Origin of the sequence: Echinicola sp. 20G, assembly GCF_015533855.1 — a bacterium.
Taxonomy (GTDB): Bacteria; Bacteroidota; Bacteroidia; order Cytophagales; family Cyclobacteriaceae; genus Echinicola.
Genome location: NZ_AP024154.1, coordinates 130,424 through 153,307 on the forward strand (window position 1 = coordinate 130,424; position 22,884 = coordinate 153,307).

The window sequence follows — 22,884 nt, forward strand, 5'->3', positions numbered from 1 at the left end:
CAGCCGTTAAATAATCAAACACCTTCTTAAAATTTAATGTTAGCCATTTTCATGGCAAAAGGGAATTGTATTAGTAAAAATATGAGAGGAATAAAAACGACTATATTGGGAATGCTCCTTTTTGGAGGGGGATTCTCTTTAACAACAGCCCAAGCTCAAACATTCGAGGATGCCTTGCGATATAGCAAATACAATGCTTCAGGATCTTCCAGAATCATGGGGATTGGAGGAAGCCAAATGGCCATTGGTGGAGACGTTTCCAATATTTCTGGAAACCCCGCAGGTTTAGGCTTCTTCAGAAGGTCCGAATTTAGCTTTACTGCCGGATATGAAAACTGGAAGTCCAATGCAACCTTCATGGGACAGACTCAAGAAAACAACCAAGGCAATTTCTCATTACCCAATGTCAGTGTGATTATCAATAAAACCAAGGATCCTCTTAATACAGACAGTTGGAGGGGACATTCATTTGGGATCAGCATCAATCGCACAGCCAACTTTAATAGTAGATACGGCTACTACTCCAATTTGGAAGGTACAAGTTCACTATTGGATTATTATGCTGATGACTACAACCAGTTTGGTGAACCCGCTATTGGCGACCCTGCCGGACTTCCTTTAGATGTAGGATTAGTCTACAATGATGGAGGAACTTTCTACCCATCTGACTACACCTACAATCCAAATGATGACGGCTCTCCAAATTATAATGACCCCATGTTCCCTTTTCAGGACGAATATGTAGAAACAGAGGGAAGTATGAATCAGATCACATTTGCCTATGGTTCCAATTATAAGAATAAATTGTTTATAGGTGGATCACTGGGCATCACTTCTATTACTTTCTCTTCTACTAAAACCTATAATGAAGAGTTTATAGATAACAATGACAACAATTCATTATACTATTCTTTAAGGGAAAACCTATATCATAATGGCACGGGAATCAACTTAAACTTAGGTTTGATTTACAAACCAATTGACCAGGTCAATTTAGGACTATCTTTTAGCTCTCCTACTTGGACCAGGTACGATGAAGAATTTGATGCAGATATCTTTGCTGATTATTATGATCTTAACGGAAACCCAGAGGATAATGCAGATGCGGTTAGTGACATCTACTTATCTTCCATCAACTTAAGAACACCTATGAAATTAAGCGCTGGAGCAGCCTTTTTTATTAATAAAAATGGTTTCATTTCAGCGGACATAGACTATATAGATTATTCGACGATGCACCTATCCTCTCCTGACTATTCTTTAGATGGATCAAATGATGTCATTTCATCACTTGCTGGCAGTGCCATTAATTATAGGGTTGGCGGAGAACTAAGATTGAATATGTTTAGGTTAAGAGCAGGGACTGCCTATTATGGCGACCCTTTCAATGACTCTGATTTGGACAGATCACAAATGCAGTTCACTGGAGGTATCGGGGTTAAGCTTCCTAAAATGTATATTGATTTAGGAATAGTCAATAGCCAGTTTGACACCTTTTACACTTCCTATCCAGGTGCTGAGCTAACGACCATTGAGAACAACGCTACAAAAGGCCTATTAACCCTTGGGTTTAACTTTTAAAGTAGGACATCAACTCAGAAATTAAATGCTCAGTGGAAATATCATCTCCACTGAGCTTTATTTTTGCCTTATCATAAAAGGCACCTCGGTCCGTTAGTAGATTTTGTAGTTTCAGGATTATTTCACCTGTATCCAAACCTTGGAACATCGGGCGTTTTTCTACCTCATTATTGGTAAGCCTTTGCAAAATCTGATCTAGATTTACATCCAAAAACACAGAAATCCCTCTATCATTGATCAAATCCATATTGTCATTAAAACAAGGTGCTCCACCTCCTGTAGAGAGTACAAATGACCGATCAACGCTCAATAAATCTTGGAGAACTTTTGTTTCTAAATTTCTAAAATACCCTTCTCCCTTATTCATGAATATTTTAGGGATTTCCAATCCCTCAGTCTTTACGATTTCCTCATCCAAATCATAAAAGTCAAAATTAAGTTGCTTCGCTACCTGCTTCCCTAAAGTCGATTTTCCACAACCTGGCATTCCTATTAAAACAATCTTTGATGTATACGTCATATCAATGGCTTAGCAGGCTAGAAACCTCTTCGATACTAGGAGTGTTATTAATATGATATTTTTTGATGACCGTTCCATTGTTCAAAATCACTATTCCTGGATTGGATCGGATAATGGTTTTAAGGACAGTAGCATCACCATAATAATAAGGCAGATCCCAATCATGCTCCTCCATCAACCCTTCTACCTCTTCTGATGAACTCGCTGTAATAATCACAGTCTCTAGCTTATCCTGATTTATTAAACCTTCTAAAGCATTTAAAGATGCCTTATCCATCTTTTCAAAATTACTGATCAGGATCAATACTTTCTGACCGCTGAGTACCTCTTCTGTAAAATCACCATCATCATTCCAAATCGCAAAATCAGAAATTTTCGGTAGAGCTTCAGGATTCTTTAATTGCATATCCACAAACTCAAAACTTTCATCCGAAGGATATTCATCCATCACTACCTCTTGCCCATCCTTTTTCATGATATAGCGATATTCCAATGTACCGGAAGGTTGCATGGCTTCAGGTATATTCACCCCTACCTTGTAAGCCCTAAAGTCAATAAATGGCAAGTTTCTCACCGCTAAGACAGAAAAAACTAAAGTGAACAACAAGCTACTTGCCACTACAATTCCAACTCCCATTGATCGGTTATCTTTAAGGTCTTTCTTGAAAACAAACAAAACCAAAATCATCACCAATAAAACAATATCCTTGATAAAGGACTCCCAAGGGGTCAATTTAATGGCATCGCCAAAACATCCACAATCTGTAACTTTGTTAAAATAGGCAGAGTAGAAAGTCAAGAACGTAAAAAACACTATCAAAAGTAAAAGTAAGTTTACGGTGATTTTCTTACGGTAATTCAGCAACAACATGACTCCCAGACCTATTTCCAACACAATCAGAAAGATGGAAAGTGACAATGCGAAAGGCCTTAACACTTCAAAGAAGCCAGCTATATCATGAGAAAACACCTCAAAATATTCTTCCAGTTTGATAGATGTTCCAACTGGATCATTTGCCTTGATCAATCCTGAAAAAACAAATAGACCACCAACTAAAAACCTGAATAGGTTCAATATAATTTTTTTAAGCATTTTGGGCTTCATTTAATTTAATAAGACAAAAAACTGAGTAATTGATCATGTCTTGATAATTGGCATCTACCCCTTCAGAAGCTAATGTTTTACCTTCATTATCTTCTATTTGCTTTACTCTGTATAATTTCATCAGGATAAGGTCTGTCATGGAAGAAACACGCATATCTCGCCAAGCCTCTCCATAATCATGATTCTTATTTTCTAAAAGTCCCCGAGTTGCATCTACCCACTTCTCATACATAGGTTCAAGTTCTTCATAACCAATTTCCAACCGCTCATCATCTTGCAAATCCAATTGGATAAGTGCTATTAGGCAATAATTAATAATACCAATAAATTCATCCTGAATAGGGTCACTTACACGCTGAGCTCCTTTTTCCTGAATAGATCTAATTCGCTGAGCCTTAATGAATATTTGATCAGTTATTGAAGGCAACCTGAGCACTCTCCAGGCAGTGCCATAATCGATGGTTTTCTTCTTAAAAAGTTCTTTACAAAGGCTGATAACTTGATTATATTCGCTTACTGTTTGCGTTTTCAAAGCAATTTTAATTAAATGAAAGATAGTCCAAAGTCTTCTTCAGAAACCGAAGATAAATTATTTCATTCAAAAATAACACTTCAAATTAAAGGAAAGCTCATTATGCTGGAGGATCCCTGTGTGATGGGTATTTTGAATGTCACACCGGACTCGTTCTTTGCGGATAGTAGAATTTCTGATGATGAAAGACAGCTCCTCAGCAAAGCCGAAAAAATGATTGAGGATGGCGCTGTAATTTTTGATTTGGGAGGATATAGTAGCCGCCCTGGGGCTGAGAATGTATCTACAGCAGATGAAATCAAAAGGGTTATTCCTGCTGTCCGCTCTTTAAAAAAACATTTTCCAGATGTATTACTTTCGGTTGATACTTTTAGGCATGAAGTAGCCAAAGAATCCGTATCTGAAGGTGCTGATATCGTGAACGATATATCCGGAGGAGAACTTGACCGTAATATGATCCCGACTGTTGGATCAATGGATGTCCCTTTTATCTGCATGCATATGCGTGGAAATCCCGAAACCATGCAGTCTAAAACGGAGTATAATAATATAGAAAAAGAAATTTTATCTTTTTTTAACGAAAAACTGAACCAATGTCATAAAGCTGGCATTAAAGATGTAATAATTGACCCTGGGTTTGGCTTTGCGAAAACGATATCACAAAATTATAGGATTCTTAAAAATTTATCTTATTTTAAGACTATAAAAAGCCCTATATTAGCAGGAGTCTCTAGAAAATCTATGATTTACAAAACTTTGGACATTTCTCCAGAGGAGGCCCTTAATGGAACAACCGCCCTGAACATGGCAGCTCTGATTAATGGAGCTAAAATTTTAAGAGTACATGATGTTAAAGAAGCAACCCAAACCATAAAATTATATAAAAACATATACCCTTGACACTACTTTTCAAAATAGGATTTTTAGACGTTTCTATCGTCAATATTATAGACATCACATTGGTAAGTGTACTCATTTACCAAGTCTATAAATTGATGCGAGGTAGTGTGGCCATTAAAATCTTTTTAGGCTTCTTATCGCTTTACCTAGTTTACTTGGTGGTAAATGCCGCAAAAATGGAGTTATTATCCATCATCTTGGGGCAATTTATGGGAGTAGGTGTTATTGCTGCTATTATTCTTTTTGCGCCAGAAATCAGAAAATTCCTCCTGATCATAGGAAAAACATCCATCTTATCCAATGAAAACGTCCTTCAGGAATTGCTTTTTTGGAGAAAGAAAGAAACCATGGCTTTCAATATTACCCCTATCATTGAAGCCTCTAAATCCTTGGCGGGAACCAGCACTGGAGCTTTAATGGTGATCTCCAGAAATTCTGAACTGAAATTTTATGCTGAAAGTGGTGACTTGATTGACGCTGTCGTCTCCAAAAGATTATTGATTTCCATATTCAACAAATATAGCCCACTTCACGATGGTGCTGTAATCATTTATAATGGAAAGGTAAAAGCCGCAAGATGTATCCTTCCTGTGACTGAAAAAGAAGTCCCTGCTCAATTTGGGTTGAGACATAGGGCTGCTATCGGGATGTCCGAGGCCACTGACACTTTGGTCTTGATCGTATCAGAAGAAACAGGTCAGGTATCCATGGCCAAAAATGGAAATATTCTTCACAACCTGTCTTTTCAGGAACTAAGAGAAATGCTCAACAGCTATTTGGCGGGCGCAGACATTGATGATAAATTTGAATTCATCAACTCTTTTGAAAATAAAAAATTAAAACAGCGAACAGCTGAGGCATAAAAAAAGCAACTCAAATGAGTTGCTTTTTTTATGCTATATTTTTTTGGTTATAGAACTCCAAGTTCCTTTCCTACTTCCGTAAAGGCATCAATAGCCGCATCTAAATGCTTTTTATCATGTCCAGCAGAAATTTGCACCCTGATTCTCGCCTGACCTTTTGGCACTACAGGATAGTAGAAACCAATTACATAAATACCTCTTTCTAGCAGCTTTTCTGCCATCTTTTGAGAGAGCACCGCGTCATACAACATAATTGGAACAATTGGATGCACCCCAGGCTTAATATCAAACCCAGCGGCTGTCATTTTCTCCCTGAAGTACTGTGTGTTTTCTTCCAGCTTATCCCTCAATTCAGTAGTGCTAGACAAAAGGTCAAATACTGCTATTGAAGCACCTGTAATAGACGGAGCCAAAGTGTTGGAAAATAGATAAGGACGGGATCTTTGTCTCAAAATATCGATAATTTCTTTTCTCCCAGAAGTAAATCCTCCAGAAGCACCACCTAAGGCCTTTCCGAGTGTTCCGGTAATGATGTCCATCTTGCCCATCACACCTTTCAACTCATGAACACCTCTACCCGTCTTACCAATAAAGCCTGTAGAATGACACTCATCAGACATGACAATCGCTCCATATTTCTCAGCTAATTCGACTATCTTATCCATTTGTGCAATAGTACCATCCATAGAAAAAGCACCATCTGTCACAATTAACTTTTGCTTTGCTCCCTTTTCATTGGCATCCTTTAATTGCTGCTCAAGGTCCTCCATATCATTGTGCTTGTAGCGAAACCTCATGGCTTTGCATAAGCGCACCCCATCGATAATAGAGGCGTGGTTCAAGGCATCAGAGATAATGGCATCTTCAGGTCCTAGCAATGGCTCAAACACTCCCCCATTTGCATCAAAAGCAGCTGCATAAAGGATGGTATCCTCAGTACCTAAAAATTCACTGATCTTATTTTCAAGTTCCTTGTGAATATCCTGAGTTCCGCAAATAAATCTCACAGAAGACATTCCATAGCCATGACTGTCAATCGCATTCTTTGCAGCTTCGATCACTTTAGGATGACTTGACAATCCCAAATAATTATTAGCGCAAAAATTCAATACCTCTTTCCCTTCTTGGGTTTTGATCTCGGCACCTTGTGGAGAGGTAATGATTCGCTCTGCCTTATAGAGTCCTGAATCTTTTATTTCTTTCAGTTCCTTATCTAATTTTGATTTTAAACTTTCGTACATAATATATTTGGATTTTTATTTCGTATTATTGCTACGGAAAAACTTTCGTATAAATGTAATTGAAAATATTTATAAATGGTAAAATTGAATTTATTAATTTTACCATTTATAAACCCTAAACTATTAAAAAAGACCTTGCTAAAAAGATTTAGCTAGGCTGTTAGAGATTATGGAAAGGATTTTAATAACGGGAGCAGCAGGCCAATTAGGCTCAGAACTTACGCAAGCTTTGGTTGATATTTACGGAGGAGACAATGTAATCGCCACTGATATCAATGAGGCTGCAGCTCATAAATTTGACTATTGTCAATTTATTCCTCTAAATGTGCTGGACAATGACCAAATGGTCAAAATTATAAAAGAGGAAAAAGTCACACAAGTTTACCACTTGGCAGCCATTCTTTCTGCAACAAGTGAAAAGAACCCGTTATTTGCTTGGAAACTTAATATGGACAGCCTATTATCCATATTGGAAATAGCCAAAGAGTACAAGCTCAACAAAATATATTGGCCTTCGTCAATTGCCGTTTTTGGCCCAAGCACTCCTATGAAAAATACGCCTCAGGACTGTGTAATGGATCCCAACACCGTATATGGCATCTCCAAACAAGCCGGGGAAAGATGGTGTGAATATTATTTCCAAAAATACAATGTCGATGTAAGGAGCCTTCGTTATCCTGGATTGATCGGTTACAAATCATTACCCGGTGGTGGTACCACGGATTATGCGGTTGACATTTTTCACAAAGCAATTGAAGGGGAACATTTTGAGTGCTTCTTAAGAGAAGATTCATACCTTCCTATGATGTACATGCCTGATGCAATCAAAGCCACTATTGATTTGATGCATGCTCCAGCCGAAAAAATCAAAGTTAGATCAAGCTATAATTTGGGAGGAATCAGCTTTTCTCCACAAGAAATTTATGAGAGCATTAAAAAGCACCATCCTGACTTTGAAATCAGCTTTAAGCCGGACTTCAGACAAAACATTGCGGACACTTGGCCAGATAGCATTGATGACAGCGCTGCAAGAAACGACTGGGGATGGGAACATTCTTATGGATTAGAAGACATGACTAAAGATATTTTGGCTAACTTGCCTACCTATTTAGTCAACTTTAAATAATCAACCGCATGAATAAGAATTTCTTGTTAGCCCTTGGAATGGCTGGCATTTTGGCTTCCTGTGACGCTCCAACATCGGAAACAGCAAATGAAGAATCTTCCTTAGAAAAAATAAATGAAGCAGATCATGTCCTAGCAGAGGGAGCTTCAACTTGGACTACTTATGAAGGAAGTATCCCTTGTGCAAGTTGTAGTGAGATTCAAATGACCTTACGTATAGAGAGCAAAGCTGACAAAACTGAAAGAGAGTACACGCTTACCGAGGTCTACAAGGGTCGTCAAGAGGGAGACAGAACTGTTGAGTCAAAAGGAACCTATGAGGTATCTTATGGAATGGAAGGCGATCAAGGAGCCATGTTGATCACACTACTGGACGAAAATGGCAATCCAGTAAATACTTTCCTCCAAGAAAAAGACAGCAATAATTTCATTTTGTTAGATAAAAACAAAAAAATGATCAAATCAGATCTGAATTATACATTGACAAAAAAATAAAGCCTGAGTTTCAGGCTTTATTTTTTCTCTACTATGCTATCTTTCTGAAAACCTACCAATACCTCTCCATCAGGATAAACCATCACTGGCCGCTTGATCATACTACTGTTCTCAATGAGCAGCGGCAATGCTGATGAGACTGCTTCCAACTGACTTTTATCCTCATCACTAAGCTTCCGATAAGTAGTTCCACGCTTATTTACCAAAACCTCCAAAGGGATTTTCTTTAAAAAAGACTTCAGCAAGTCCTCAGAAGGAGCCTGTTTTTTATAATCCACAAAATCATAATCTACATTTTGCTCCTCCAACAACTTGAATGTTTTCTTCATAGTATCACAGTTTTTGATACCATAAACCATTAATTTATCCACCATATATTTTTTTTGCTTTAAACAGTTTTACAATTCCTCACCAAAACTAATAGCAAATTCTCACACCATCAATTTTTAAGAGAATAATCAGGCTACTCATAACTGTTTCAAAACTTCATACAAAAATGTATATTAACATGCTCAATCCATGATTTTATGAAAGACGAAAGAAAATTAGCTTTTTGCCTTAACTGTGATCAAAACCTCGATGAAAATGACAACTTTTGTCCAAACTGCGGCCAAGAAAACATGGATCAAAAAGTACCTTTTCAAGTTTTTATACATGATTTCTTTTCCAATTATCTCAACTTTGACTCTACTTTTTTCAGAACCATCCCACCTTTTCTGAGCAAACCGGGAAAACTCACTCAAGTATTTAATGCAGGACAAAGAAGAAAGTACATTCACCCAATCAGGCTGTATTTAATGCTGTCACTTTTCTACTTTTTTGCCATCAGTATCATTATCCCCCCAGATATTGTGGATCGAATCATGTCCAGCCAACTGACTGATGAAAAAACCAAAAACGCTATTAAGGTCAACTTAAACGACTCCCTTAACTCAAGTGATAAAGCTGAACTGGAAAAAATAGTTGGGAAAGAAGAATTGAATAACCTCAACACAAAATTAACATCTGCCGACACTTCTGCTTTTGACTCTATTCCAACCAGATCACCTTGGCTAGAATTAAAGCTAGCTGCCCAAGACCAACAAATTAGCGATAGTTCCTTCAAAGAGTCACTTCAAAAAAGCAGCTTTGGCCTCACCAATAACTTTGACAGAAAGGCTCAAAGAAACTTCATTGCTAACTCTAACATTTACATTATCAATTCAGCAAGAAACCTCCCAATCATGATGTTTTTTCTGTTGCCGTTTTTTGCATTGCTTTTGAAACTACTCTTTTTCAAAAGTTCAAAATACTACATTGAGCACCTTATCCATTCATTACATATCCATAGTTTTGCCTATTTGATTTATGGATTTGGCATCTTTCTGCTCAATTATAAATTAGGCAACTTACCCCTAATAGGCTTTGTCTGTTTTGTTGGAGTAACCACCTATGCCTACATCAGTATTTTGAAAACCCAAAAGCAAGGATGGCTTAAAACGCTTGTCAAGTTCTGGATTCTAGGATTTGTTTACTTTAACCTTCTTGCTATTGCTGTCGGCACTGAACTTTATCTTTCCTTGATTACCCTATAAAAAAAGGCTGCTTAAGATAAGCAGCCTTTCAGTTTATAAAATCTCTTTCAAAGATTCTTCATTTGCCTGAATAATGTGTTGGATATGTTCCTCTTTGAGGGATGTTGATAAAAACAAACTCTCAAATTGTGAAGGGGGCAAATAAACTCCCCTCTTCAGCATGGCTTGGAAGTACTTGCCAAATAGTGCCGTATCAGAGGTCTTAGCTGTTTCAAAATCTACAACCTTTTCTTCAGAGAAGAATAAACTATACATACTTCCTAATTGATTCATGGAGTAGCTCAATCCTAGCTTGGACAAGCTTTGCTTGACACCACTTACCAACTTATTCCCAATTGACTCCAATTGGTGATACACTTCAGGCTCTTGATCCAAGTATTGTAGCATAGCCAAACCTGCAGCCATGGCAATAGGATTACCAGAAAGAGTCCCCGCCTGATATACTGGTCCAACAGGAGATACAAAATCCATAATTTCTTTCTTACCTCCATAAGCTCCCACTGGCATTCCTCCTCCAATAATCTTGCCCATGGTAGTCAAATCTGGAGTTACTCCAAAGACTTCCTGTGCACCTCCTTTTGCCAATCTAAAACCTGTCATCACCTCATCAAAGATTAAGACAATTCCCTCTTCATCACAAAGTTTTCTTAAACCTTGAAGAAAGCCTTCTTCAGGAAGCACAAGTCCCATATTTCCAGGAACTGGTTCAAGAATAATGGCTGCTACTTCTGCCTTATTAGCCTCTATTAGTTGTTTAACTGACTCAAGGTCATTATATGGAGCAAGAAGTGTATCCTTTGCTGTGCCTGTTGTCACGCCGGGAGAGTTGGGTGCTCCCATTGTGATGGCTCCAGATCCTGCAGCTATCAAAAATGAATCGCCATGCCCATGATAATTACCTTCAAACTTGATAAACTTTTCTCTGCCAGTAAATCCTCTTGCTAATCTCACTGCAGACATAGTGGCTTCAGTACCTGAATTCACCATCCTTACTTTCTCTACAGAAGGCACCATTTTGGTTATAAGCGCTGCTATCTCAATTTCTTTCGCTGTTGGAGCGCCAAAAGACGTCCCACTTTCCATTGCCTTGATAACTGCTTCCTTTATGACAGGATGATTATGTCCCAAGATCATAGGCCCCCAACTATTGATAAGCTCTATATAACGATTATCATCTTCATCATATAAATAAGCACCATCAGCCTTTTTTATAAACAATGGATCACCTCCAACTGCCTTAAAAGCCCTTACTGGAGAATTAACTCCTCCGGGTATAAAATTTTGAGCGTTCGCAAAAAGCGATTTGCTATTACTAATATCCATTAAAACTGTAATTATTTAATTTCTTCTAGTTTGCCTTGGGTCAATTTCAAAACAGGTACATATTGATTTGAGTGACTGTTTCTGAAGTTAAGACCAAAACCCAATCCGCCATCAGTTTGACCTCTCTGATCCAAGTTCTTTCTAAAATCAAATCCTGTGCGGCTATTGATTACATTGGCTACCCATCCCATCAAATCATACCCTATGTAAGCATACGCTCCAGGATAAGCATTGAACTTTTCAAAAAACCTAAATCGGTAATCCTCCACCTCTTTCTTGCTTAAATTAATTGAGTTGTTGCCGATATAATTCAAATCATTCCCTTCCAGCATATCAAAATTGGCAAAATTGAAATACAGCCAGCTATCCATTACAAAAACCGGTGTTTCAGTTGTCAATGACTCTAGAAGTGATAATGTCGGCGATGCGATATAAGGATCATCAGAGAAAATCACTACCTGATCCACATTGGCGGTCATGCCTGGTCTCATTCCTATTTGCTCTAAGAAATTGCGAATATTGTTGGACCCAACTTTTTGATTATATGCGACGCGATAACCTCTCTTTCCTGCCTCACTTGCAAACTGCCTGGCCATAAGCTCATCTCTGGAAGAGCCTGAGTAAGCTAAGGCAATTCGGTTTCCTGTCACATGCCTTCTACTATAATCCAACAGTTTATCTACAATTACTTCGGTGGAAGGCCTAAATAAGTAAGCATAATCTTTCCCTTCAAAATTGGCCTTGATATTTGATACGGGATTGATAAAAGGTATTTTATGTTGCTCTGCAAATGAAGATACCAGCTCCGTCTCTTCTGGATAAATCGGACCGATGATGATATCTGCCTTTTTGAAGAAAGAATCCTCCAAAATTTTTCTAACCACTTCATTTTTTCTTTCCGTATCGAAAGATTTTACATTGATATCCACCCCCTTCCTTTTTGCATCCTCAACGGCCATATCAATGCCTTGATAGAGTTCAAAAACAAAATTATTCCCCTCTAAATTCCTCACCCCTGATCCACCTTGATAATTAAAAGGCAAAATGATTGCCACATCAAGCTCTTGGTTTTTTATTTTATCCATTGATGTGCTTCCTTCAGCACCACCGATGTTCATTTCTTCAAGTTCTGCCAAAACCACTTTTTCATTGGAAGACAAAACTGACTGAGACAATAATTTCTCTTTCAAGGCAATACTGTAACCCTCATTGTTCTTGAAAGCTGACCAGTGAGCTACCATAAAACTTACAGCTGCATTCTTGCTCAAAAAATCATAACTTGCTTTATACCCATCTTCCAGGAGAGATTGGTCATCGATTTTTGCAATTTCGCTTAAACCTGCATAAGCCTCATTTTGTGCAAAATCACTGAGCGCCAAAAGATACAATGCCTCATCTTCCCTTTCCCATTTATAGTTTTTCAACAGCTGTTCCAAAGTAGCTTGCGCCAATTGATATTGTTGATTTTTGTAGGCAGCCCTCGCAAAATGGTAATGAGCATATAGAGCTAATTTGCCGTATTTTTTATAATCTAAATAGGGACGCAACTGATCCATCGCCTCTTCCTGTCTCCCGCTATCTATCATTTGAACTGCTGAACTGTACCCAGTACCTGTCTCTTGGGCAAAAAGAGGAAGCTGAATCAGCATAATCAGCAGAAGGAGTATATTAATTTTTTTCATGGATAAACATTAACTTACTGTGTGGTTACATTCAAGGCAAAGGCCGTGACTCTCAAAAACTATAGCAGACAAGATTAAGTTGGTCGACCCAAGTAAGGCCTTCTCTAATGACAGCTATCGTTTTGAATCAAATTTTATACCTTTCTAAGGCGGTTCACGAATTTAATTGATTTTGATACAAAACCAGACAAAAAAAGCCTGATTTACACCAGGCTTTGATTTTTATTCCCACTCAATAGTCGCAGGTGGTTTTGAACTGATGTCATAAACGACCCTGTTCACTCCTTTCACTTTGTTAATAATTTCATTAGAGATTTTCCCTAAAAACTCATAAGGCAAATGAACCCAATCAGCAGTCATCCCATCAACTGAAGCTACTGCTCTAAGGGCCACTACTTTCTCATAAGTCCTCTCATCACCCATTACCCCTACAGACTGTACTGGCAATAGAATCGCACCTGCTTGCCAAACCTCATCATATAGCTTGTCATCTTTCAACCCTTGGATAAAAATATGATCAACCTCTTGTAGTGTGGCTACTTTTTCAGGAGTAATATCGCCTAGAATCCTGATAGCTAACCCAGGTCCCGGAAAAGGATGTCTTCCGATTATATTTTCAGGGATTTGCAATGCTCTTCCAACTTCTCTAACACCGTCTTTAAACAGGGTATTTAATGGTTCCACTACTTTAAGCTTCATAAAGTCTGGCAAACCTCCTACATTGTGATGTGACTTAATCGTAGCAGAAGGGCCATTTACAGAAACAGACTCGATTACATCAGGATAAATAGTTCCTTGACCTAACCATTTTACCCCTTGGATCTTGTGTGCCTCATCATCAAACACCTCAATAAAAGTATTTCCAATTGCTTTACGCTTATCTTCAGGATCTGTCTTTCCAGCCAAAGAATCATAAAAACGTTGCTTGGCATCAACCCCAATTACATTAAGTCCAAGGTGCTTATAGGAATCAAGTACCTCTTCATATTCGTTCTTACGTAGCAATCCATTGTCCACAAATACACAGGTAAGGTTATCACCTATCGCCCTATGGATCAAAGTAGCCGCAACAGAAGAATCCACTCCACCTGACAAGCCCATCACGACTTTATCATCTCCTAACTTCTCTTTTAGCTCAGCGATGGTAGCATCTATAAACACATCCGATGTCCAATCCTGGCTACATCCACAAACTTGAACCACGAAATTTCTGAGTAGATTTTTGCCTTCTAGGGAATGGGTCACTTCGGGGTGAAACTGAATACCAAAGGTATCTTCGTTAGGCACTTTAAATGCTGCAACTTTCACAGAAGGAGTACTTGAAATCACATCCCATCCTTCTGGGAGATCCTTGATTGTATCTCCATGTGACATCCACACTTGAGAGCCATGAGACACCTCGTGAAATAAATCAACATGTTTATCTATAAAGCTTAGATTAGCTCTACCGTATTCTCTGATTTCTGATGGAGCTACATTTCCGCCGTATTTCTGGGCCAAAAGCTGAGAGCCATAACAAACTCCTAATAAAGGTAATTTGCCGCGAAATTGATCAAGGTCCAAATCTGGAGATCCTTCATCCCTAACGGAACAAGGACTGCCCGATAAGATGACACCTTTGATGTCTGAAGTAATTTCCGGGATGTTGTTGAATGGATGGATTTCACAATATACATCGAGTTCTCTTACTCTTCTGGCTATAAGCTGCGTATACTGCGAACCAAAATCTAGGATTAGTATCTGTTCTGCCATGCGCAAAGTTAACCACACTTCAAGAAACGAAAAAATAGTTTTATAAAATTTCGAAATAATATTTGGAAAAGCAACAACATCCAAGACCTAGTCACAGAACTTACCTCTTAGTTTTCCTTTATTCAAGTCTTTTTGGGTCTATGGCTAAAAAGCAAAAGCCCTGACCAAAGAGGCCAGGGCTTTAAAAGCTATTTCTGTTTAACCTTAAACTCTTACTTTAGTAGTTCCTCCTCCTTCTAGCGTAATGCTTACCGGAGCATTTGTTTTCCAAGCACCACCAGTAAAATCAGGCACATCGATAGAAGTCGCTCGATTGGCGACAGACCATTCTGACAAAGGAGAGATTGCACTCCAAAGCGCTGCATCATAAACATCCTGATCCAATGGCAAACCATTTCTCAAGCAGTCTACTAATCTCCAGGTCATCATGAAGTCCATACCTCCATGACCACCAATTTTCTTGGCCATCTCACCCACTTTCTTGGTGATTTCAGGAGTATACTTCTCTTTTAGCTCATTCATTTGCTCATCAGTAAACCATCTATGGCCTGTAGCCACTCCTTCTTTAGGCCATTTTCTAGCGATTCCCTTTGTACCACTAACCAAGTGGATTCTAGAATATGGTCTTGGAGAAGTCACATCATGCTGGATCATGATGGATTTGCCTTTTTTGGTTTTCACCAACGTTGTGTTCAAGTTACCTCTGAAGTCCATATTGGCATACGAAGCAAAGAAATCATCTTCTTCAGCCAATTCCTGAGCATGTTTCTTCATCATAAAGTCATTACTGGACAGTGAAGTCAAATAATCCATTTGGTCTCCCCTGTTGATGTCCATGATCTGGCAAATTGGGCCTAATCCATGCGTAGCATACAAGTTACCATTCCTGGTACCATTCTCTTTCAGCCTCCACATGTCTTGATAACCCTCTTTGTTGAAGTTCAGTCCCAAAAGGTCATGCAGATAAGCTCCTTCACCATGAATAACATCACCAAAGAAACCATCTCTAGCCATATTCAAGGTCATCATTTCAAAGAAATCATAACAGCAATTTTCCATCATCATGCAGTGCTTCTTGGTGCGCTCAGAAGTCTCCACCAATTGCCAACATTCTTCCAACGTTTTTGCTGCAGGCACTTCAATTGCCACATGTTTACCAGCTTCCATGGCATATACCGCCATTGGCACGTGCCAATCCCAAGGAGTAAGGATAAAGATTAGGTCAAGATCATCACGATCTACCATTTTTTTCCAAGCATAAGCAGAGCCTGAATAGGTCTCTGGTTTGTGTGGCGTACCCTTAAGCTTTTCCTTAACCTTATCTACATTTTCTGGAAGAAGGTCACAAATCCCCTTGATTTCAACACCTTGGATTTTGCTCATTCTCTCTACGTGACCTGGACCACGCATCCCCAAGCCGATAAATCCCACACGAACTACATCCAGCTTAGGGGCAGCATAACCAGACATGTTAAAGCGTTGGTCATGCTTCTTTCTACTTTGTTTTAATACATTATCTAATTCTGCTTGAGTAAAACCACTCATTCCAGCGCCTACCAACCCCATACCGGCCAGACCAGATAGCTTAAGAAAATCTCTTCTATTATTGCTCATAATAATGACTTTATGGTTAGTGTTATTGTTTTATTTTTATCCAATGACCAAAGGCAAAACAAGGTTATTGCTCGGTAACCTTAGAAACCATACACCTTTGCAGCATTGGAGTAGAATACTTTTTGAAGTACCTCTTCAGGTAAGTTGAGACCTTTGAATTTGCCCGAAAACTCTGGCGCCTCCAATTCTTTGTCTGTTGCAAAGAAATCCCAGTGAAATTTCCATAAGTGCTCAAACCTTTGGGCCAGCTCATCATCTCCAAATGATCCATCATCGATCACATCTGTCCCATAGATGATTTTATCTTGGTACTTGATCATAAATTCCCTTACATCTTCCCACCTATCCTTGGCCTGTAACTGTAAGTGACAAATACGCTCCGCTAGGTCTGTGATCAGATTTGGGTATTTATCCAAACGTTTGGCCACTTCATCAATACTCCACTCCATACTCAACAGGTGCAACCCTACAAACTGAAGCTTAGGATATCTCTCCAGGATCCTATCCCTAGCTTCCATTTGTGCTTCATAGGACGGACATTCCGGATGAAGGTACATATGGTATTCTGGATGTCCTGAAAAGTAGTTACGATCAGAGTCCACCGTCATTTCCTCCAGTGGCAACCAACAATTTTTCGGCTCTCCCTGATGTCCAATCAACAAAATATTGTTGTCTTCAAGATACCTGAAAATTGGACTGAGGCTTTCATCATCAATCATAATAAATCGACCATCCTTGTCCTGAAGGTCCATTCCAATGTTCTTCCAAATTTTGACGCCGACAGCACCGTTTGCCAAACCTCTTTCTATCTCTTGGATGGCTTTTTCAGCCCAACCAGGCTCTCCCCAGCCATCTGCAGAAAAAGAGGTGATATACCTGATTTTTCCTGGATATTTTTGATCCAATTCCTTAAGGACTTTCTCCTGATCAACAATCGGATCAAAAAAAGGGATATCAGTATTGATGGAAAGAAATGAAACCCCATGCTCTAGCGCCTTTTCCATTTTGCCAATGGAATTAGTATTTAAATGAACATGTGCGTCTATTAATGGGCGAATCATTTACTTAATATTTTTCATAATGTCCAACTTATAGCTTACCAAGTCAATTACTTGTTGGGTAGCCTTAGGAAAGACTTTTCTCAAATCAATTTCTTCATTTTCCTTCAACAACTGCTGCAAGGTCTTCATAAAGATATTTTTAATTTCAGTAGCTAAGTTCACTTTACAAATCCCTCTTGAAATCGCCTCTCTCAACTGCTCTTCTGGCACACCAGAACTACCGTGAAGCACCAAGGTGGCCGGAGTGACTTCAGCAATACTGCTCAATAAATCAAAGCGCAATTTAGGCTCTTCTTTGTAAAAGCCATGGGCTGTTCCAATAGAAATCGCCAAGGCGTCTACTCCTGTTTGCTCCACAAAGGTCTTAGCCTCCTCTGGAGTAGTAAAACCCTGATGCTCGTGTGACTGACCAAGCTTTGCAACAAAGCCTAGTTCTGCCTCAACGTGTGCACCATACTTATGGGCCCGCTTCACTACTTCTTGGGTGATTTTTACATTTTCCTCAAAAGGCAATTCACTGCCATCTATCATCACCGAATCGAAACCTGCATCCAGACATGCCTGAGCAAGTTCCACACTTCCTCCATGATCCAAATGAATCCAACCTTCAACACCATATTCCTCCAATGCAGCCCTACCCATAGCAACAGCCGTATTCAATCCCATATAATCTATAGAACTCTTGGTTAGTTGAAGGATTATAGGTTCGTCCAATGCTGACGCGGCCTTTAAAACCCCTTGCAAGGTCTCCAGGTTGTAAAAGTTGGTAGCCAACAAGCCACGCTTCTGACTAGTAAATTCTCTTAACTTATCTTTGATTTTCATGACAATGATTATATTTCTTGATCTAAAATCGTTTTCGCTCTCTCCTTCACTCCATCTAGTGATTCAAAGGCTCCCGTTCCTCCAGCAGCTGTTGTGTTCAACGCTCCAGTAAGGTTGCCAAAACTGAGACACTCTTCCCATTTTGCACCTTGCAAAAACTTGTAAATAAAACCTGCATTAAAGCTGTCACCCGCTCCAATGGCATCAATAAATTGATTGTTTATAAATGGTTCTGCCTTGATAACCTCTCCTTTGTGATATACCAAACCGCCTTTGATTCCCATCTTGAGTGCGACAATATTCGCATGGGCCTTTAAAGTTTCCAGTCCAGCCTCGATTGTTTCCTTTCCGGTCAGAGAAAGCAACTCGGACTCATTTGGCAGAAAAATATCCACATAGGGAAGGCAAGATTGGTAGTCAAAATCCCACTTATTATCAGGATCAACCTGTAAGTCCAGAGAAGTGGTCAACCCTGCTTCCTTCGCCTTTTTGAATATTTGGGTTATATCTTGCTGGATTCCTTTTTGTAAAAAATAATTGGACAAATGAAAATGTCGGTACGCACTTACCTGTTCCCAAGGAATATCATCAATAGACAAAGCTTCCATAGCCCCGCAGTAAGTCACATTGGCACGATCCTGATCATAGTTCATCACAACGGTCAGACCTGTTTTCAGCTCCTCATCACTGGAGATAAATGTAGTATCTACCTGTTTTGACTGAAGGGTATCACATACCAATTGTCCAAAGTCGTCTTTACCTACTTTTCCGCAAAAGGCAGTTCCTACGCCCAGCGTTGCAATATTAGAAGCAAAAATGGCTGAAGAACTACCTAAGGTCACATCCATCTTTCCTGCAACCTTTTCTTCACCCATCTCTGGAAACCCTTGAATTTGATTGAGTATAAGATCAATATTCAGTTCTCCAACAACAAACAGATCCTTTTTATGCATAGTTTAGTTCTTTAATCTTAACCTGGGTAAGCAATCGCTCCACATCAGACTGATATAACATCCCCAAATCCTCTCTTAAACAATTGGCTGCACCAAAAGCTACTCCATAGCCCGCTATTTCTTCCACAGAAAGCCCTCGACTTACACCCAAGGCGATTCCTGCTGTCAAACAATCTCCACTCCCAACAGTACTCACCACCTTGTCAATGATAACATTAGCATGAATAACTTTACCGAGATACCCCAAATAAAGCCCTTCCTTCCCTCTGGTTAAAGCCACCAAATCCACTTTTTTGCTTAGCTGTTGGATAGCTTCCAAAGGATCCTCAGTTTGGCAAATTGCTTTAGCTTCGTGCTCGTTGAGGTGCAGGCCAAAAAAGCCCTTATCCAAAGCCTTTTCTAGCATGACTCCAGAGCAATCCAGGATTACTTTCTTTTGTTGTTGCTTCGCAATGTCAATGAGGTCACTATAAGCAGTATCAGGGGATTGTTTAGGCCAAGAACCAGACAAAACAGCTAAACTGGCATTGTCCAAATTCACCTTAAATGCCTGTAACATTTCTTTATAGTTCCCTTCAGTCATAGCTGGCCCTGGCTCCAGTAACTCTGTATGATGCAAGTCTGAACCTGCAGACAAAAAGGTATAGCACTTTCTGTTTGCTCCACTTAGCTCTGGACCAAAACTTGGGATACCCAAGTCCTGACAGGCTTCCTTGATCCATTGACCTGAATGACCAGCCCAATTACCTAACAAGCCTGTATACTGCCCCATCTCCCTAAGCGCCATTGCTACGTGCACTCCTTTACCTCCAGGGAATTCCTGTTGCTTAGCAATACGGTTAGCTCCCCCTCTATCGAAGGAAGACAGCCACGCATAAGTGTCTATGGAAGGATTGGGACAAACTGCAAGAATCATCTATTCTATTACTTTTCGTAAATTATCACTCCTTGAACTACCCTGCTAATCGCTCCACTCACGGAAGGATTGTCTGGTTTAAGTCCTAGCTCCAAGCATTTGTAAAAACCTAAGAGTTGGCCAACCATGGTGGCAGGCAAAACATTGAAAACATCTTGACCTTGGCCTCCGGCAGCTTTGATGACCATGATAGAATTGAAGCCTTCAGTAGCATTGGCCGCAAAACTAATGGTTTTTATATCTCGTTTATCTTGTCCGATGCTATAGGCTAAGTCCTTTTCATATTGAGCTACATGTGTATCTTTTGAGAACAGATACACCACGATAGAATCTTCATTCGCTACAGCTCTAGGCCCATGTCTGAATCCTAAGAACGAATCGTGTTTACAAACCACCTGACCATCTGTCAACTCCTGAAGTTTCAAGTGACATTCCCTAGAAATACCAAGCATAGGACCTGAACCAAGGAAAATCACACGCTTAAAATCACGTTTCGCCACAGCCTCAAACTCGGAAAGCTTATTTCTCAAAATATCATTGGCAGTCTCTAAAGCAGCATTAAACGCAGCTTGTAATGTGTCTATTTCATTGATTCCGGCCACCAATAAAATGGTCAACAACATTGAAGTAAAGCTTCCTGTCATGGCCAAACTATTGTCATTGGATGCCTCTGGAAGAACGATTGAAAAGCAATTGCCTCCACAGTCATCCGCATAGGCCGCTAGTTTACCTTCTGCATTACAAGTAATGATCAAATGATAAATATCCGAACAGTGCTTATCCGCCAACCTTACTGCTTCTACACTTTCAGGACTATTCCCAGATCTAGCAAATGAAACCAAAACAGTCGGAACCTCTTTAATAAAAAATAACTCTGGATGGGTCACCAAGTCAGTAGTCGCAAGAGCTTGTGTAAGTACACCTGTCTTTTGCTGAACCACTCCTTGAGCAGACTCTCCAATAAATGCAGAAGAACCTGCTCCCGTAAGGATAATTCTTGCATTTCCTTTTGCAAAAATCGGTTGCAAAAAGGCCTTGATCTCTTCCTGCATATGAGAAATCTGATCAAAAACATTCACCCAAAGTTCCGGCTGTCCAGAAATCTCCTTGGCTGTGTGAAACGCCCCCATCTCTTCTGCCTTTTCAGCATCCAAAGTCAAATAAGTCGTTTGTATCATATCTTTGTTTATGGTAAAGTCACTTTTTAAATTTTACTCTCACTCCCCCCTTATTCCTTAACACTCATTGAATCTGGTGATTTAAACTTGTAACACTTTATAAATCACCAGCAAACTCTTTCGTTTCATATACACATCAAATTAAACGAAATAAAATGAAACAAAAAAACTTCAATTTACTTTTTATTCAAATCAAATCATTCACTTCAATGACATTAGAGTAGAAATTAAAAAAAATTCGGCCTGACAGGCATTCTACAAAATCAAAACAAGACATAAGACCCTAACACAGAAATTTAAGTAAAACAGTAAAAACTCTGATCGATTCTACCTCGTTTTACAAAGACTATAAAATAAACTATCGACTGGTTTAAAAGATTTCACAACCTTTCGATATACTACTGTCTATTATTTCCAACCTCCATAAACAAAAAAGTCGGGGTTCTCCCGACTTTCATAACTATCTAACTTTTAAGATTATTAATCAAAATATTTGAAATTATAATCTGGATCCAATTCCTCCAAAAACGCAGTAATAAGGTCAATAACACTTTGAATATCCTTTTTACTGGCTGTCTCAACTGTGGTATGCATGTATTTTAAAGGTAAGGAAATCAATGCTGAAGGAACCCCTTCATTGGAATAGGCAAAGGCATCCGTATCTGTTCCTGTACTCCTTGAAGCCGCAGCTCTTTGAAATGGGATTGTCCTCTTCTTGGCAGCATCAATAATCAGATCCAACAATTTTTTATGAACAGAGGCACCATAAGTTAGGACTGGCCCTTCACCAGCAATTTGTTCACCACTTGTAATTTTATTGTACATGGGAGCGGTAGTATCATGGCAAACATCTGTAATGATTGCTACATCAGGCTTTATTTTGGCAGCAATCATTTCCGCTCCTCTAAGCCCAATCTCTTCTTGGACAGCATTGACAATATATAAGCCAAAGGGAAGTTTTTTTCCTGAATCATGGAGTTTCTTGGCGACTTGGGCTATCATATACCCACCAATACGATTGTCCAAGGCTCTTCCAGCGTAAAACTTTCCGTTGAGATCCATTAACTCATCCTTAAAAGTCACCACACATCCCACATGGATTCCCAATCCCTCCACTTCCTCTTTTGTGCGAGCTCCTACGTCTATGAAAATATTTTCCAATGATGGCTTACTTTCTTTTTCCCCTTTTCTCACATGAATGGCCGGCCAGCCAAAAACCCCTGGAATGATTTTTTCATCTGTATGGATATTGACCCGCATGGATGGCGCGATCATATGATCTGAACCTCCATTTCTTCTCACATAGATGTATCCTTCTGGAGTTATATAGTTCACAAACCAACTAATTTCGTCTGCATGAGCCTCTATTACCACTTTATAAGGAGCTTCAGGATTGATCACACCAACAGCTGTCCCATAACTGTCTGTAAAATACTGATCGACGTAAGGCTTAATATAATCCAACCATATTTTCTGCCCTGAAGCTTCAAAACCAGTTGGAGAGGCATTATTAAGGTACTTAAATAGAAACTGTTCTTCTTGCTGCATATTGATAAAATGCGTTTGATATTTACTCTATTATTTAAACTTATTTGACTGATTTATTATTTCTCAGAAATTGATCCAAGTTAATACAAAGGAAAA

The 22,884-nt window shown here is 39.2% G+C and carries 21 protein-coding genes; 6 read left to right on the forward strand and 15 right to left on the reverse strand.

Features of this window, described 5'->3' with window-relative positions; genetic code table 11:
* Window positions 1-81: 81 nt before the first annotated feature.
* The gene (locus JL001_RS00660; protein ID WP_236252660.1) at window positions 82-1,581 is read left to right on the forward strand and encodes an OmpP1/FadL family transporter; all 1,500 of its coding nucleotides are present in this window, start codon (window positions 82-84) and stop codon (window positions 1,579-1,581) included.
* Here JL001_RS00660 and JL001_RS00665 read toward each other — a convergent pair.
* From JL001_RS00665 to JL001_RS00675, 3 genes are read right to left on the reverse strand one after another with little or no spacing between them, the layout of a single operon-like run.
* Window positions 1,571-2,101, reverse strand: coding sequence for a shikimate kinase (locus JL001_RS00665; protein WP_200974241.1), 531 nt, complete (start codon window positions 2,099-2,101; stop codon window positions 1,571-1,573). The genes JL001_RS00660 and JL001_RS00665 overlap by 11 nt on opposite strands.
* A gap of 1 nt (window position 2,102) precedes the next feature.
* Window positions 2,103-3,194 carry a BT_3928 family protein gene (locus JL001_RS00670; RefSeq protein WP_200974242.1) on the reverse strand — a complete coding sequence of 364 codons (1,092 nt, stop codon included), beginning with the start codon at window positions 3,192-3,194 and terminating at the stop codon, window positions 2,103-2,105.
* Window positions 3,187-3,738, reverse strand: a complete 552-nt coding sequence (locus tag JL001_RS00675; RefSeq protein ID WP_200974243.1) for a DUF1599 domain-containing protein — start codon at window positions 3,736-3,738, stop codon at window positions 3,187-3,189. Before JL001_RS00675 ends, JL001_RS00670 begins: the two co-directional genes overlap by 8 nt.
* A 15-nt stretch (window positions 3,739-3,753) precedes the next feature.
* On the opposite strand from JL001_RS00675, the gene folP reads away from it, so the two are divergent.
* Together folP and cdaA are read left to right on the forward strand one after the other, a co-directional pair.
* Complete coding sequence (gene folP, locus JL001_RS00680) at window positions 3,754-4,638, forward strand: dihydropteroate synthase (RefSeq protein WP_200974244.1); 885 nt, start codon at window positions 3,754-3,756, stop codon at window positions 4,636-4,638.
* Window positions 4,635-5,501 (forward strand): diadenylate cyclase CdaA, encoded by an 867-nt coding sequence (gene cdaA / locus JL001_RS00685; RefSeq protein ID WP_200974245.1) that lies wholly within the window; start codon window positions 4,635-4,637, stop codon window positions 5,499-5,501. The genes folP and cdaA overlap by 4 nt, the downstream gene beginning before the upstream one ends.
* Window positions 5,502-5,548: 47 nt before the next feature.
* Here the strand turns inward: cdaA and kbl are convergent, their stop codons facing one another.
* A complete protein-coding gene (gene kbl, locus JL001_RS00690; protein ID WP_200974246.1) occupies window positions 5,549-6,742 on the reverse strand; it encodes a glycine C-acetyltransferase in 1,194 nt (397 codons plus the stop codon).
* A gap of 169 nt (window positions 6,743-6,911) precedes the next feature.
* On the opposite strand from kbl, the gene JL001_RS00695 reads away from it, so the two are divergent.
* Both JL001_RS00695 and JL001_RS00700 read left to right on the forward strand, forming a co-directional pair.
* The gene (locus JL001_RS00695) at window positions 6,912-7,868 is read left to right on the forward strand and encodes an NAD-dependent epimerase/dehydratase family protein (RefSeq protein ID WP_200974247.1); all 957 of its coding nucleotides are present in this window, start codon (window positions 6,912-6,914) and stop codon (window positions 7,866-7,868) included.
* An 8-nt stretch (window positions 7,869-7,876) separates the two neighbouring features.
* Window positions 7,877-8,362: a copper resistance protein NlpE gene (locus JL001_RS00700; RefSeq protein WP_200974248.1), complete on the forward strand. Its 486-nt coding sequence runs from the start codon at window positions 7,877-7,879 to the stop codon at window positions 8,360-8,362.
* Between the two features lie 17 nt (window positions 8,363-8,379).
* On the opposite strand, the gene JL001_RS00705 is transcribed toward JL001_RS00700, so the two are convergent.
* Window positions 8,380-8,736 (reverse strand): Spx/MgsR family RNA polymerase-binding regulatory protein, encoded by a 357-nt coding sequence (locus JL001_RS00705; protein ID WP_200974249.1) that lies wholly within the window; start codon window positions 8,734-8,736, stop codon window positions 8,380-8,382.
* A 153-nt stretch (window positions 8,737-8,889) separates the two neighbouring features.
* Between JL001_RS00705 and JL001_RS00710 the strand changes: the two genes are divergently transcribed.
* Complete coding sequence (locus JL001_RS00710) at window positions 8,890-9,936, forward strand: DUF3667 domain-containing protein (protein WP_200974250.1); 1,047 nt, start codon at window positions 8,890-8,892, stop codon at window positions 9,934-9,936.
* A 33-nt stretch (window positions 9,937-9,969) separates the two neighbouring features.
* Here JL001_RS00710 and hemL read toward each other — a convergent pair whose 3' ends face one another.
* The 10 genes from hemL to JL001_RS00760 all read right to left on the reverse strand — a co-directional run bounded on the left by hemL (window position 9,970) and on the right by JL001_RS00760 (window position 22,788).
* Entirely contained in the window at window positions 9,970-11,259 is a 1,290-nt protein-coding gene (gene hemL / locus JL001_RS00715) for a glutamate-1-semialdehyde 2,1-aminomutase (RefSeq protein ID WP_200974251.1), read from the reverse strand.
* A gap of 11 nt (window positions 11,260-11,270) precedes the next feature.
* Window positions 11,271-12,941: an ABC transporter substrate-binding protein gene (locus tag JL001_RS00720; protein WP_200974252.1), complete on the reverse strand. Its 1,671-nt coding sequence runs from the start codon at window positions 12,939-12,941 to the stop codon at window positions 11,271-11,273.
* A 222-nt stretch (window positions 12,942-13,163) separates the two neighbouring features.
* Window positions 13,164-14,693 (reverse strand): glutamine-hydrolyzing GMP synthase, encoded by a 1,530-nt coding sequence (guaA, locus tag JL001_RS00725; protein ID WP_200974253.1) that lies wholly within the window; start codon window positions 14,691-14,693, stop codon window positions 13,164-13,166.
* Between the two features lie 204 nt (window positions 14,694-14,897).
* Window positions 14,898-16,307 carry a Gfo/Idh/MocA family protein gene (locus tag JL001_RS00730; protein WP_200974254.1) on the reverse strand — a complete coding sequence of 470 codons (1,410 nt, stop codon included), beginning with the start codon at window positions 16,305-16,307 and terminating at the stop codon, window positions 14,898-14,900.
* An 80-nt stretch (window positions 16,308-16,387) separates the two neighbouring features.
* The gene (locus JL001_RS00735) at window positions 16,388-17,368 is read right to left on the reverse strand and encodes an amidohydrolase family protein (protein ID WP_200974255.1); all 981 of its coding nucleotides are present in this window, start codon (window positions 17,366-17,368) and stop codon (window positions 16,388-16,390) included.
* Window positions 17,369-18,193 carry a class II fructose-bisphosphate aldolase gene (locus JL001_RS00740; RefSeq protein ID WP_200974256.1) on the reverse strand — a complete coding sequence of 275 codons (825 nt, stop codon included), beginning with the start codon at window positions 18,191-18,193 and terminating at the stop codon, window positions 17,369-17,371.
* Window positions 18,194-18,201: 8 nt separating this feature from the next.
* Entirely contained in the window at window positions 18,202-19,146 is a 945-nt protein-coding gene (locus JL001_RS00745) for a carbohydrate kinase family protein (RefSeq protein WP_200974257.1), read from the reverse strand.
* Window positions 19,139-20,062 (reverse strand): 1-phosphofructokinase family hexose kinase, encoded by a 924-nt coding sequence (locus JL001_RS00750; protein WP_200974258.1) that lies wholly within the window; start codon window positions 20,060-20,062, stop codon window positions 19,139-19,141. The genes JL001_RS00745 and JL001_RS00750 overlap by 8 nt, the downstream gene beginning before the upstream one ends.
* 8 nt (window positions 20,063-20,070) lie before the next feature.
* Window positions 20,071-21,240, reverse strand: a complete 1,170-nt coding sequence (locus JL001_RS00755) for an SIS domain-containing protein (RefSeq protein WP_200974259.1) — start codon at window positions 21,238-21,240, stop codon at window positions 20,071-20,073.
* A 480-nt stretch (window positions 21,241-21,720) separates the two neighbouring features.
* Window positions 21,721-22,788 (reverse strand): M42 family metallopeptidase, encoded by a 1,068-nt coding sequence (locus JL001_RS00760; RefSeq protein WP_200974260.1) that lies wholly within the window; start codon window positions 22,786-22,788, stop codon window positions 21,721-21,723.
* Between the last annotated feature and the right edge of the window lie 96 nt (window positions 22,789-22,884).